The organism is Phnomibacter ginsenosidimutans, assembly GCF_009740285.1.
In the GTDB taxonomy this organism is placed as follows: domain Bacteria; phylum Bacteroidota; class Bacteroidia; order Chitinophagales; family Chitinophagaceae; genus Phnomibacter; species Phnomibacter ginsenosidimutans.
In genome coordinates, this window is sequence record NZ_CP046566.1 from 1,257,057 (window position 1) to 1,270,497 (window position 13,441).

At 46.9% G+C, this 13,441-nt stretch carries 12 protein-coding genes; 10 read left to right on the top strand and 2 right to left on the bottom strand.

All coding sequences use genetic code 11. The features are described from left to right. From secA to GLV81_RS05350, 4 genes are all read left to right on the top strand, one after another. A complete protein-coding gene (secA, locus tag GLV81_RS05340; protein WP_157477502.1) occupies positions 1-3,321 on the top strand; it encodes a preprotein translocase subunit SecA in 3,321 nt (1,106 codons plus the stop codon). Positions 3,322-3,484: 163 nt separating this feature from the next. Beyond that, positions 3,485-4,552, top strand: coding sequence for an AAA family ATPase (locus GLV81_RS20010; protein ID WP_246186265.1), 1,068 nt, complete (start codon positions 3,485-3,487; stop codon positions 4,550-4,552). Continuing rightward, a complete protein-coding gene (locus GLV81_RS20015; RefSeq protein WP_246186266.1) occupies positions 4,518-5,192 on the top strand; it encodes a DNA repair protein RecN in 675 nt (224 codons plus the stop codon). The genes GLV81_RS20010 and GLV81_RS20015 overlap by 35 nt, the downstream gene beginning before the upstream one ends. A 22-nt stretch (positions 5,193-5,214) precedes the next feature. Further along, complete coding sequence (locus GLV81_RS05350) at positions 5,215-6,261, top strand: D-glucuronyl C5-epimerase family protein (protein ID WP_197428963.1); 1,047 nt, start codon at positions 5,215-5,217, stop codon at positions 6,259-6,261. 68 nt (positions 6,262-6,329) lie between these two features. Here GLV81_RS05350 and GLV81_RS05355 read toward each other — a convergent pair whose 3' ends face one another. Next, on the bottom strand, positions 6,330-7,250 hold the full coding sequence (locus GLV81_RS05355) for a hypothetical protein (protein ID WP_157477506.1): 921 nt from the start codon (positions 7,248-7,250) through the stop codon (positions 6,330-6,332). A 169-nt stretch (positions 7,251-7,419) separates the two neighbouring features. Here GLV81_RS05355 and GLV81_RS05360 point away from each other — a divergent pair, with 169 nt between their 5' ends. Then, positions 7,420-8,184 (top strand): TatD family hydrolase, encoded by a 765-nt coding sequence (locus GLV81_RS05360; RefSeq protein ID WP_157477508.1) that lies wholly within the window; start codon positions 7,420-7,422, stop codon positions 8,182-8,184. Here the strand turns inward: GLV81_RS05360 and GLV81_RS05365 are convergent. Beyond that, positions 8,181-8,960, bottom strand: coding sequence for an enoyl-CoA hydratase/isomerase family protein (locus GLV81_RS05365; protein ID WP_157477511.1), 780 nt, complete (start codon positions 8,958-8,960; stop codon positions 8,181-8,183). The two genes, GLV81_RS05360 and GLV81_RS05365, sit on opposite strands and share 4 nt — an antisense overlap. 205 nt (positions 8,961-9,165) lie before the next feature. Here GLV81_RS05365 and GLV81_RS05370 point away from each other — a divergent pair, with 205 nt between their 5' ends. From GLV81_RS05370 to ccoS, 5 genes are all read left to right on the top strand, one after another. Continuing rightward, positions 9,166-9,873, top strand: coding sequence for a Crp/Fnr family transcriptional regulator (locus GLV81_RS05370; RefSeq protein ID WP_157477513.1), 708 nt, complete (start codon positions 9,166-9,168; stop codon positions 9,871-9,873). 167 nt (positions 9,874-10,040) lie between these two features. Continuing rightward, entirely contained in the window at positions 10,041-10,553 is a 513-nt protein-coding gene (locus tag GLV81_RS05375) for a hypothetical protein (protein ID WP_157477515.1), read from the top strand. A 41-nt stretch (positions 10,554-10,594) separates the two neighbouring features. Next, entirely contained in the window at positions 10,595-11,794 is a 1,200-nt protein-coding gene (locus GLV81_RS21830) for a heavy metal translocating P-type ATPase metal-binding domain-containing protein (RefSeq protein WP_484555867.1), read from the top strand. Between the two features lie 47 nt (positions 11,795-11,841). Further along, complete coding sequence (locus GLV81_RS21835) at positions 11,842-13,080, top strand: heavy metal translocating P-type ATPase (RefSeq protein ID WP_484555868.1); 1,239 nt, start codon at positions 11,842-11,844, stop codon at positions 13,078-13,080. Positions 13,081-13,283: 203 nt separating this feature from the next. Further along, complete coding sequence (ccoS, locus tag GLV81_RS05385) at positions 13,284-13,439, top strand: cbb3-type cytochrome oxidase assembly protein CcoS (RefSeq protein WP_157477517.1); 156 nt, start codon at positions 13,284-13,286, stop codon at positions 13,437-13,439. The last annotated feature ends 2 nt before the right edge of the window (positions 13,440-13,441 follow it).

Sequence of the window (13,441 nt, forward strand, 5' to 3'; positions counted from 1 at the left end):
ATGTTAGGATTCTTATCGAAAATTTTTGGCGGCAGTAAGAGTGAGAAGGACGTCAAGCAAATTCAACCGCTGGTAGACAAAATCAATCAGTTTTTCCAGCAATACCAGTCGCTCAGCAACGATGAACTGCGAAACAACACGCAGCTTTTCCGTGCCCGTATCAAGGCCAAACTCGAAAACATTGATGCGGAAATCGCCAATCAGAAAAATGCGGCCGAGGCATTGACTGCTGACCAATTGACGGAAAAAGACGCCATTTACCGCCAAATAGACGAACTGATTAAAGACCGCGACAAGCAGATTGAAGAAGTGTTGATGGAGCTGCTGCCTGAGGCATTTGCTACCATCAAAGAAGCGGCTCGTCGTTTCAAAGAAAATACCAGCCTCGTTTCAAAGGCTACTGAGCTCGACCGAAATCTGGCGGGTCGTGGCAAGCAATACATCACTATCGAGGGGGAGAATGCCATTTTCCAAAACACCTGGACTGCCGCTGGCGGTACCGTTACCTGGAACATGGTGCACTACGATGTGCAGCTGATCGGTGGTATTGTATTGCACCAGGGCAAGATTGCAGAAATGGCGACTGGTGAAGGTAAAACCCTCGTAAGTACCCTGCCTTCTTACCTCAACGCATTGGCCGGCGAAGGCGTACACCTGGTAACGGTGAACGACTACCTGGCCCGTCGTGACTCAGAGTGGAACGGCCCCGTATTTGAGTGGTTGGGTATTACTGTGGATTGCATCGACAAACACCAACCCAACAGCGAAGATCGACGCAATGCATACCTCGCCGATATTACGTATGGTACCAACAACGAATTTGGTTTCGACTACCTGCGGGATAACATGGTGCACAGCCCCGAAGAAATGGTACAGCGCAAACACCACTTTGCCATGGTGGATGAAGTGGACAGCGTATTGATTGACGATGCCCGTACACCACTCATCATTAGCGGTCCTGTGCCCAAGGGCGATGAGCAACAATACCATTTGCTGAAGCCCCGTGTAGCGCAGCTGGTAGAAGAGCAGCGCAAAGTGGTGAACAACTATTTGATTGAAGCCAAAAAGAAAATAGCCGATGGCAACGACGATCCAAAAGATGGTGGATTGGCGTTGATGCGGGCCTACCGCGGTTTGCCCAAAACCGGTGCCCTCATTAAGTTTTTGAGTGAGCCCGGCATTAAGGTAAAACTGCAGAAAAGCGAAAACTATTACCTCGCCGATCAGCAAAAGGAAATGCCCAAGGTAGACCAGGGTTTATTCTTTTACATTGATGAAAAGAATAACCAGGTAGACCTTACTGATAAAGGGTTGCAATACATTACTGGTAATGCAGAAGACCCTGAATTTTTTGTACTGCCCGACCTGAGTGTGAAGCTGGCTGCCATTGAAAAAGCCGATGCTACACCCGAAGAAAAAATGCAGCAAAAAGAAGTACTGCTCAATGAATATTCTGCCAAGGCCGAACGCATTCATACCGTGCAGCAATTGCTGAAAGCATACACCCTGTTTGAAAAAGATGTGGAGTATGTGGTAATGGATGGTGCGGTAAAAATTGTAGACGAACAAACAGGTCGTATTCTCGATGGCCGCCGCTACAGCGATGGTTTGCACCAAGCCATTGAAGCCAAGGAAAATGTGAAGATTGAAGCGGCTACACAAACCTATGCAACGATAACGTTGCAAAACTATTTCCGGATGTACCACAAGCTGGCCGGTATGACCGGTACAGCCGAAACCGAAGCCGGTGAATTGTGGGACATTTACAAATTGGATGTGGTATCTATTCCCACCAACGTCAATGTGATTCGGAAAGATGAAGAAGATTTGGTGTACAAAACCAAGCGTGAAAAATTCAGTGCCGTTATCGACGAAATTGAAAAGCTCCGTGCAGCAGGTCGCCCCATTCTGGTAGGTACTACGGATGTAGCGGTGAGTGAATTGCTGAGCCGCATGCTGACGGTGAAAAAGATTCCGCACAATGTACTCAACGCCAAGCAGCATGCCCGTGAAGCACAAATTGTAGCAGAAGCCGGTATGCCGGGCAACGTAACCATTGCCACCAACATGGCCGGTCGTGGTACAGATATCAAGCTCGGACCTGGTGTAAAAGAAGCCGGTGGTTTGGCCATCCTCGGTACCGAACGCCACGATAGCCGCCGGGTAGACCGCCAGTTGCGTGGTCGTGCCGGTCGTCAGGGCGACCCCGGTTCATCACAGTTTTTTGTAAGCCTCGAAGATGATTTGATGCGCATGTTCGGCAGCGACCGCATTGCCTCGCTGATGGACCGCATGGGCTACAAAGAAGGCGAAGTGATTCAGCACAGCATGATCACCAAGAGCATCGAACGTGCTCAGAAAAAGGTAGAAGAAAACAACTTTGGCATTCGTAAGCGTTTGCTCGAATACGATGACGTAATGAACAAGCAACGGAAGGTGATTTACACCCGCCGTCACCACGCTTTGTTTGGCGAACGTTTGGCACTCGATATCGACAATGCCTTCTTTAATGCTGCTGCAGATTGTGTGGCTGGCTTTAAAGAGCAAAACGATTACGAAGGTTTCAAACTGGCTGCCATCGTCAATCTGGCTATCGATACAAAAATTTCGGAGCAGGAATTCGACAAAAACAACGAGAAAGAACTGGCGCAGAAGCTGTATGACGAAGCCATGCAAAACTATCAGCGCAAAAAAGCGGAGATGGCCCGTCAGGCAATGCCGGTGTTCAGCAACATTCGCCAGCAGCAGGGTGCACATATCATGAATGTGATTGTTCCATTTACTGATGGCCGCAAAGGCATGCAGGTGTTGGCCAACCTCGATAAAACATTGGAAACACAAGGAGCAGAATTGGCCAATGCCATGGAACGCAGCGTAGCCCTCGGTCTCATAGATGATGCCTGGAAAGAGCACCTACGTGCCATGGACGATTTGAAGCAGAGCGTACAAACCGCCAGCTACGAACAGAAAGATCCGTTGGTGATTTATAAAATTGAAGCCTTCAATTTGTTTAGCCGCATGGAAAGCGGACTGAACAAAGACATGGTACAATTCCTTTGTCATGCAGGCATTCCGCTGGAGCAGCAGCAAGATATTCGGGAAGGCCGCGAAGAGAAAACCGATTTGAGCAAACTTCGTGAGCAGAAAACCGAACTCGATAGCCGCGGTGTGGAAGAAATCGGTGGCGATGACTACTACGATCCCAGTGGCAATGCGGTGAAACAACAGCCGGTGCAAGTGGGACCAAAAATTGGTCGCAACGACCCTTGCCCCTGTGGTAGTGGCAAAAAATACAAACAGTGCCACGGTCGTGATCTGTAATCCTTGATTAATAAAATACAAGAGCCGCTTGCAATTTTTGCAGGCGGTTTTTATTTTGGTTAATTGGGTGAATAGTTAATTAGTTAATTGGTGTATTTGTAGTTGAGGCGGGGCAATAGAATAACTAAGAGAAAAGAATACATACTTCTTTCACACAATTCGTGTGGTTCGCCTAATTCGTGTAATTCGTGTTGCCTATTTTCGCAGCATGCTGAGCAAGCTACATATCCGCAATTATGCCATCATAGATGAGCTGACGATTGAGTTTCAACCGGGCTTCAACATCATTACGGGTGAAACAGGTGCCGGTAAAAGTATTTTGATGGGTGCCCTTGGCTTGGTGCTGGGCGACCGTGCTGATAGCGCTGTTTTATTTACCAGCACAGAAAAGTGTGTGGTGGAAGCCAGTTTTCAACCCACAGACAAAGCAGCCATGCGGGCCTTGTTGCAAGCCAACGATTTGGATGAAGACAACCAGCTTGTGGTGCGCCGCGAAATAAGTACGGCCGGCAAAAGCAGAAGCTTTATCAACGACACGCCGGTAACATTGCAGGTGCTGCGTCAGTTTGCTGGTATATTGGTCGATTTGCATCGTCAGTTTGATACCCTCGAATTGGGCGAAGATGATTTTCAACGCAAAGTGATTGATGCACTGGCGGGCACTGCCACGCTATTGCAACAGTATCAGCAACATTACCAATCGTTTGCACAGGCGCAAAGTACGTTACAGCAATTGCAAGCCCAGCAACAGCAGGCCAGCAAAGAATACGATTATCACCGGTTCTTGTTTACAGAGTTGGAAGAAGCGAATTTTTCTCCGAATGAAATTGAAGAAGCTGAAACGGAGTTGCAAGTGCTCTCCAATGCCGAAAGCATCAAACAGGTATTGGCGACAGCTGCTTTCACCATGCAAAATGGCGATGCACCGGTTACGGTTCAGGTAAAAACGGTTGTACAACAGTTGCAGCAATTGAAAACCCGTCCTGATGGGTTGGATGCCTTGCAGGAACGACTGCAGTCGGCATTGGTAGAACTGAAAGACATTGCTGCAGAGTTGGAGAGCCTGGAAGAAAATGTGCAGATGGATGCAGAACGTTTGGCGCATTTATCTGACCGGATAAACATAGGCAACAAACTGCTGAAGAAACACAACGTACTTACAACAAATGAGCTGCTGGTCATTCAGCAGGAGTTGGATGCGTCGCTGCAGGCTTGTTACCAATTTGAGTGAGCAAATTGAGCAATGGCAAAAAGCACAGGATGCGGCTTTGCAATTGGTGCGAAAAACCGGCAATGAATTGACTGCATTGCGGAGCAAAGCATTGGAGCCATTTGAAACGCAGGTAAAAGCTTTGTTGCAGCAAGTAGGCATGCCCAATGCTGTGCTCAAAGTAAAACTAGAACCATTGTCTGCACCGGCGCCACATGGCATGGATGCCATTCAGTTTTTGTTTGATGCCAACAAAAGCGGCCGCTTTGAGCCACTCGAAAAAGTAGCGAGTGGCGGTGAGCTCAGCCGATTAATGCTCAGTATCAAAAGCCTGGTAGCAGGTGGCTTAAATATGCCAACGTTAATCTTCGACGAAATTGATTCTGGCATTAGTGGCGAAGCTGCACGGCAGGTTGGCGTCATTATGCAATCATTGGCACAAAAACATCAGCTCATTGCCATTACGCACCAGCCGCAAATAGCAGCCCGTGCCGCTACGCATTATTTTGTGTACAAACAGGAAAAGAACAAGGCCATTAAAACAGGTGTGCGGGTGTTGAGTACCGACGAACGGGTGCAGGCCATTGCGCAAATGCTGAGTGGCAATGAACATGCCGAGGCGTCTGCCAAAATAGCCCGTGAAATGCTGGGGGTAGTATAAGTGTTGGCGTAAATAGCTGTCCGTGAAAAAAATCATCCGTTACATATTGGTGCTGCCCTTTGCCGTAGCAATTGCCTATTGGCTGGCCGGCAAATTCGGCGATACAATAGAAGAACCACTACGCAATGTTTTGTTTGCTGCTAAGGGCGATTCTATTCCTGATTATGCCCCGGTTTTCTATGATGACAAAGGCATTCCCTATGTTGTGTATGCCACTGAAAATGGCATTACACCAGGCAAACAGTACAATGCTACTATTGTAGCCAACTTTGCATTGGAGCAAGCAGCTTTGTACGACTCATTGAAGCAGCCAGCAAACAAGCAAGCATTTGACAACTGTATCAACTGGTTGAAAGTAAACGCAACGGTGAGTAATGATACAGCTTTGTATCGCTATGCATGGCGGCAGGCTTGGTATCCTAAAGTGCCGGCACCATTTACCAGTGGTATGACCAATGGCATGGTGATGCAGGCCATGCTCAAAGCACATGCTATGAATGCGGATACAGCTGCATGGCAATTGGCCCGCCAATTGTTGCATGGCTGTTTTGTGTCGATTGATAGTGGCGGTTTTACCATTATGGAACCACAGGGCTGGTGGTACGAAGAGTTTGCAGCTGTAGGTGTAGAAACGCCCCGCATATTAGACGGTCATATTTTCACGGTGATCGGATTGCTGCAATACCGCAATCAACAGCAGGAACCATTGGCCGCCATTGCTGCTGAAATGGGTTTGCAGTCGCTGAAATATTATCTGCCAGCATATGATGCGGGTCAGCAGATGTATTACGACAAGTACAAAAAGCTGGCCGACAGAAAATACAAACAGGTTATCACTACTCAATTGTTACAGTTGTATCAGCTTACCAACGAAGCTGTGTTTTTACAGTATTACGAAAAATGGACAACACCGTTGAAAGTGCATTATGTAAAACGGGTGCTGGCTGAAAGAAACAAAACCGGTGCCCTGCTGTTGGGCTTGTTACTGATTGTATGCTGGTTGCCTTTGTATATCGGTTTGAAATTGCTGATTCGGAAAACGATGAAACCCCGCAGAAAACGTTACTAAAAATAAACAGGCTCCACATGGAGCCTGTTTTGGTTTGATAAGGTGTAAGCGGTAAAATGGTATCAATACTAGCGGAGTGTGATTTCTTTGGTTACACCGTCGATGGTGATAGTGGCTTTATTGTCGCAGGTGCCGTTGCCAAAATTCAGTACCGCATTTTTGTCGTTACGGGTCACTTTCACAGTGCCTTTGTCTATCCAGCGGCAAGCGTTGGCTTTGTGCAAAGGTTCTACAATCAGGCGGCTCCAGGTGGTAGTTGTATTGCGGCGGAAGGTTTCACCACGGGCTCCTCCGGTGGTACTCCATTCATCATCTCTGGGGAAGAAAGGCGTACCCAATCCTGCTACCTGTGTCGTGCTGTGTTCGGCATTCCATTTTACATAGCTGCCATTGGGGCGGGTGAGTTTACCATTTTGTACCAGGCGGGTCATGATGAGCACAGATGAAGTGCTATTGTTTTTAATCACATGGCGGCCTTCTACTTTTACTGAATCAACATAGTAGTTGTTGAACTCGGTTACCGCTTGTGCACCGGGCACTACCAGCGGCTTGCTGTACACGGTTACAATTTTACCAGAACGGATTTTGCCATCGCGACCTTTACAGCCGGTTCCATAATCAATAGTGATGGTTTTGGGGAATACACCCGGATCTTTTGGCACTACCGTGATGCTAAAACAGCGGACGCCCTGTGCAGAGTCTGCGGGTCTTTCTTCGTTTAAGTCGATATCAACATTGCTGTTGCCATTGTTGGCACCGCCAAACAATTCAATCTGACCAAGGCCGGCTTCGGCATCGGCACCCATGGCCTGGTCGCCAACGTCACCAAAAGTCACTTCGGCTTCGGCATCGTCTTCTGTGGCTTCAATGGTGAGGGTGCTGGCATCCTCAGTAGCCGTGTCATTAATCTGTTTTTGGCAGCTCGTCAGGGTAGCCGAGGCCAGCAAAAAAGTAGCAGCGAGGGCAAGTTGCAGTGGCTTGCGTATCATACGTGGTGGTTTTTGTGCAGGTACGACGCCGGCTTTTGGCAGTGGTTTAACGTTTGGTTAAAAAAAATAATAATTCAACGGGGTTGTCTATAAAAAATGGGTTTTCATCTCCACAATGTGGCTAATAGGATGGTCGCTATACCGTTATTGTTTCACTTATTTTCGCGGCATGATGCTGATAGATACGCATACCCATTTGTACCAGCCGGCTTTCGACGAAGACCGGGCCGACATGATTGCACGGGCCAAGGCCATTGGCGTTACCCGTTTTTACATGCCGGGTATAGATAGTGAGGTGATTGAAAGAATGGAACAAACAGAGCAGCAGTTTCCGGAGTGTGTCATGATGCCGGGCTTGCATCCATGCTCGGTCAATGATAACTATCAGCAGGAACTCGACATTGTGGCCAGGCAATTGCAGCAACGCAGTTTTCCTGCCTTAGGCGAAATTGGCCTCGATTTTTACTGGGATAAAACCTACACCGAGCAACAGTTTGATGCCTTTCGGCAGCAGATAGAAATGGCGCTGCACTATAAATTGCCTATTGTTATTCATACCCGCAATGCCATGCAGGAAACCATTAATCTGGTAAAAGAATACAAAGGCCGTGGGCTAACGGGCATTTTCCATTGCTTTAGCGGCAGCTACGAAAGTGCCCGCCAAATCATTGACCTCGGCTTTTTGCTGGGCATAGGAGGAGTGGTGACCTATAAAAATGCCGGCTTGCCCGAAGTGCTGGCCAAAGTGCCACTGGAGCATATTGTACTTGAAACGGATGCTCCGTATTTAACGCCGGTGCCTTTCAGGGGTAAACGCAATGAGAGCAGCTACCTGCAATACGTAGTAAGTACGCTGGCACAAGTGTATGACGTGGAAGCCGAAACCATTGCTTCGGCCACCACGAATAATGCACAACAATTGTTTCGGTATTAATGACCGGTAAATTGTGCTTTGCGTTTTTCTAAAAATGCGTTGGCACCTTCCTTGGCATCAGCGGTATCAAAGAGTTCTCCAAACAGGGTGACTTCTTTTTCTAAGCCTTCTTCTGGCGCATAGGAAGCAGTGTTTACCAAATCAATAATGCGGGTGATAGCCAGCGGCGCTTTTGAAAGGATGGTTTGTAACAATGCCTTTGTTTGCGGCAGCAAATCTTCTGGCGAGGTTACATGATTGACCAAACCTAATTGTTGCGCTTCTGCAGCAGTAATCATGTTGCCGGTCATGAGTAGTTCCATGGCTTTCCCTTTGCCTATGAGCTGCACCAGGCGCTGTGTGCCACCGTAGCCGGGTATCAAACCGAGGTTTACTTCGGGCTGTCCAAATTTGGCATTGTCGGAAGCCAGGCGAAAATGACAAGCCATCGCCAGTTCGCAACCGCCACCCAATGCAAAACCATTTACTGCAGCCACAATGGGTTTGGGCGATCGTTCGATTTTAGAAAACACCAAATCCTGACCACGCTCTGCTAATGCTGCGCCAGCAGTTGCATCAAGGCTTGTAAACTCACTGATGTCGGCACCGGCTACAAATGCTTTGGCACCTGTACCAGTAATGATGCCTGCTTTAATGGCATCGTTGGTATATAACTCTGCAATGGCGTGGCCGAGTTCTGAAATTACATCTTTATTCAGTGCATTGAGCTTATCGGGCCGGTTGATGCTGATACAAAAAATGCCTTCTTCAAGGGTTGTATGCAAGTGTTGATACATGGCAATCAATTTTTTTTCAAACCTACAGCAAGCCGTGGAAGCGCCAAACTTCATTTTGTTTAAGGTGGCCTATTAAATAGCGAAACAGTTGATACTTTTTTTTAAAGAAATGATGAACTTAGGGTAGTTCTCATTGCAAATGGTTGTTCCTTTGCGCCATCTTACAAGAGAGCATTAGACTGGAATTCACCAAATATTATACCTAATGAAGACATTCGAGCACGTTGACTGCAGTCGTTGCGAAAAAAGAACCAGCTCCATTTTTTGCAATACACATGGCGAAAATTTGGACGACATCAGTGATTCAAAAACGTGCTCGGTATACAAAAAAGGTCAGGTCATTTTTCATGAAGGCGGCCATCCGTTTGGGGTGTATTGCGTCAACAAAGGCAAAATCAAACTGTCCATTATTGGTGATGAAGGCAAAGAGCAAATTGTACGCTTGGCCCGAGATGGAGACGTGCTGGGCTACCGCAGTATGCTGGTAAACGAACGCTACAATGCTACTGCCACAGTGCTTGAAGATTCGCAGGTATGTTTTATTCCCCGCGAAATATTTATGAAAACCTTGCGCAGCGATTCTTCATTGAGTTTTGAAATGATGAAGCTGCTGAGCAATCAACTGCGGGAAGCAGAAGTAAAGCTGACGCACCTGGCACAAAAACCTGTACGGGAAAGATTAGCTGAAACGCTGCTCTTTTTGAAAGAGACTTACGGTTTTGAACCTGATAGCACACAAATAGCGGTGCAACTTACCCGCGAAGAAATTGCCAACCTGGTGGGTACTGCTACAGAAACAGCCATTCGCCTGCTCAGCGAATTGAATAAAGAAAACGTCATCGAATTATCAGGCAAAAAGATATCAATTAAAGATGTTCGGGAGTTGTCCCGCATTGCCAATCTCAACGATTAACAGTTGATTTCAACGTGTTGCCAGTCATAGAAAAGAGAAGCATGAGCTTCTCTTTTTTGATGTACGTAGGTGACGTAGAAATGACAAAAGTCATAATCAACTGTGAGTGCAGTCATGAGGTACTTGCTAATGCCCACTTAGTTTCGTATTAAGCTAAACTATTTGTCATGATGGCCTCCCACCTGGTAGAAGTGAATGAATTGACGCCACCTCAACTCTGTCATTATATAGAGCAAAAACATTATGCACCTATCAAGCAATCATTAGAAACACTGGCGGAATATTCTAATTTACTGCAGCATTCAGATGTTGAGCCAGAAAAGCTCAGCGTAGGGCATATGCTGTTTGGCAGGCTGAAAGATGAAATGGAACAGGTGATCAGAAATGACAGCATGATTTTGTTTCCCCTCATCATGCAGGCCGACGCAAAAGGCCGCATTCGGGAGGCACATATACCCGCCCAAATGATTCGCGACAAGAACAAAAAGATTTTGAGCCTGCTCGAAAAACTGCGCCTGATTGCCAACAACTTCATTTTGAAACCCGAGTGGGATGCTGATACCCGCATGTTTTTTGAAGAATTGTTTACGCTGGATCAAATGGTTACGCAAGCCATTTACCTGAAGGAAAATGTATTGCTGCCCCGTATACAAAAAGCATCGGAGCAAGCCGGATATTAAACCTCAACGATTGATCGCCATTCTGTGCGTTGAATGGTATTGTGAGTAAAACAGCCGGCATCAACAACCGGCTGTTTACATATCCATCCATCGCCCAAGTGAAAAGAGAATTGATTATGGAAGCCACCACAGAAACAGCTGTTCAATGCTATCACTGCGGAGAAGATTTGCCCGCACAACCCATTCAATACGACGAAAAAAACTTTTGCTGCGCTGGTTGCAAAACGGTGTATCAGGTGCTCAATCAGCATGGCTTGTGCGACTATTACGAACGCAGCGAAAACCCCGGTATCAACCAGCGGGTACAGGTGCGCAAAGACAAGTTTGCTTTTCTGGAAAATGAAGACATCCGGCAGAAGCTGGTCCAGTTTTCAGACGGCGATCAAACTCAGGTGATTTTTTACCTGCCACAAATGCATTGCGCCAGTTGCCTGTGGTTGCTGGAGCATTTGTATAAAATGGATGAAGGCATTTCGCACAGCCGTGTCGACTTTCCGAAAAAGGAAGTGTCGGTGTTGTTTAATGAAAAGCAAATCTCACTACGCAGGGTGGCGGAAATCCTTACCAGCATTGGGTATGAGCCACATATCAGCCTGCATGATTTGGGCAACAAGCCCCGCAATCTTTTCAACCGCGACCGCATTTATAAATTGGGTGTAGCCGGCTTTTGCTTTGGCAACATCATGATGATGAGCTTTCCGGAATATGTGGGGCTCGATGGGGTGAAAGAAGCCTATGATTTAACGCCAACTTTCCGCTATCTCAACCTGCTGTTGAGCTTGCCTGTATTGTTGTATAGTGCTTCCGAATTTTTCATCAGTGGTTGGGCGGGTTTAAAAAACCGTTTTCTCAATATTGATGCGCCCATTGCGTTGGCCATTCTTATTACTTTTTCAAGAAGTGTGTACGAAATTTTTTCGGGTACCGGCGCCGGTTATCTCGATAGCATGAGTGGCATCGTGTTCTTCATGCTCATTGGCCGCATTCTGCAAGACCGCACTCAACAATCGCTGAGCTTCGATAGAGATTACACTTCTTATTTTCCCATTGCCGTCAACAAATTAGTGGATGGCAAAGAAGTGCCCGTGCCGCTGCCTGAGTTGCGCAATGGTGATAGCATCATGATTCATAGTCACGAAATCATTCCGGCAGATGGTATACTGGTACGTGGACAAGCCGCTATTGATTACAGTTTTGTAACGGGCGAAAGTGTGCCGGTAGAAAAAAGATCAGCGAAATAATTTATGCCGGCGGCCGGCAAACGGGCGGCAATATTGAACTGCTGTTGGTGAAAGATGTGAGCCAAAGCTATCTCACCAATTTGTGGAACAAAGAAAGCATGCGCAGCGAAGACAATGGTAACAATGATTCGTGGGTGCATCCTGTAAGCCGCTATTTTACAGTGGTACTCTTTACGCTTACCGCTATTGCCGGTATGTACTGGTGGATAAATGACCCCAGCAAAATGTGGCCTGCCATTACCACTGCGTTGATTGTAGCATGCCCTTGTACTTTATTGTTGAGCAATTCATTTACCAACGGGCATGTGATACGTGCCTTCGACCGGGCAGGTATGTATGTACGCAATGCCGCAGTAGTAGAACGGCTGGTAAAAATTACAACTGTCGTTTTTGATAAAACCGGAACACTGACCGATGGTCGCCGTTTTGATATTCATTATAAAGGTGATGCACTGGATGAACCGCTGCGTCAGTTGCTGGCATCGGTAGCAGCGCAAACGCAACACCCACTCAGCAAAGCCGTGCTGCAATACCTGGAGGTAAAACCTCAACCATTGCAGCATGTGAAAGAACATGCCGGCCGTGGGGTAGAGGCTTGGGTAAATGATCAATACATCAAACTGGGTAGCCCCATGTTTGTATGGGGGCAAGATCATTTTGATCGTAATACTTCGGTTGTAGCCTGGAAATTGGATGATGGCCGCCAGGGATTATTCTTATTGAAAAATCATTACCGCAATGGATTGGATAAAATGCTGAAGAAGCTGCTGCACAACAAAAAAGCAGCGGTGCTCAGTGGCGATAATGATGCGGAGAAAAACAACATTCTGCGATTGCTGGGTAAGCCTGCTGATGTAAAATTCAATCAGGCACCTGCCGATAAGCTGGCGTATATAGAAACGCTCAAGCAACAAGGCGAATATGTATTAATGGTAGGCGATGGCCTCAACGATGCGGGTGCGTTGAAAGTGGCCAATGTAGGGATTGCCGTAACAGATGATGTCAACAATTTTTCGCCCGGTTGTGATGCTATTTTGGATGCCGGCAAGCTGGATAAATTGCATGCTTTTGTAGCCATGGCACACCGTGGCCGCAAAGTGGTGATTGGTTCATTCATCATTTCTATCCTGTACAATTTCGTGGGTTTGTCTATTGCATTTCAGGGGCTGATGAGTCCGCTGGTGGCAGCCATTTTAATGCCATCCAGCAGCATTTCTATCATCATCATCACCTGGCTGGGTGTAGAAACGGGCAGAAGAAAATTAGGCACCACCCTTCGGAAATAAAGCGATTGTAATGGGTGATAGTCGTTGTTGAAGGATTATCAACAAACGTGGTACTGTTTTAAACATCTGTGACCAAAACATGACAAAAATCATAGCACACCGTGAGTGCTATCATCCAAATGAGGTATGCCCGAAAATAGTTTTGACGCTGCTAATAGTCCACAATTTATATAGCTAATCATATTCAATCAATCCACAAGATTATGGCTGTAATACTCATACTCCTTGGTGCCAGCATATTAGTAGCCGGGGGCTTTCTGGTAGCCTTTTTAGTGAGTGCCCGCAATGGTCAGTTTGATGACAGCTACGGCCCACCTATGCGGATGCTGTACGATGATCAACCAACAACAAAACTCTAATT

Bases quoted from the DNA above. Each gene is read 5' to 3' on its own strand.
- secA (WP_157477502.1), top strand. From the start codon at position 1: ATGTTAGGATTCTTATCGAAAATTTTTGGCGGCAGTAAGAGTGAGAAG.
- GLV81_RS20015 (WP_246186266.1), top strand. From the start codon at position 4,518: ATGCGTCGCTGCAGGCTTGTTACCAATTTGAGTGAGCAAATTGAGCAA.
- GLV81_RS05355 (WP_157477506.1), bottom strand. From the start codon at position 7,250: ATGATACGCAAGCCACTGCAACTTGCCCTCGCTGCTACTTTTTTGCTG.
- GLV81_RS05360 (WP_157477508.1), top strand. From the start codon at position 7,420: ATGATGCTGATAGATACGCATACCCATTTGTACCAGCCGGCTTTCGAC.
- GLV81_RS05365 (WP_157477511.1), bottom strand. From the start codon at position 8,960: ATGTATCAACACTTGCATACAACCCTTGAAGAAGGCATTTTTTGTATC.
- GLV81_RS05370 (WP_157477513.1), top strand. From the start codon at position 9,166: ATGAAGACATTCGAGCACGTTGACTGCAGTCGTTGCGAAAAAAGAACC.
- GLV81_RS05375 (WP_157477515.1), top strand. From the start codon at position 10,041: ATGATGGCCTCCCACCTGGTAGAAGTGAATGAATTGACGCCACCTCAA.
- ccoS (WP_157477517.1), top strand. From the start codon at position 13,284: ATGGCTGTAATACTCATACTCCTTGGTGCCAGCATATTAGTAGCCGGG.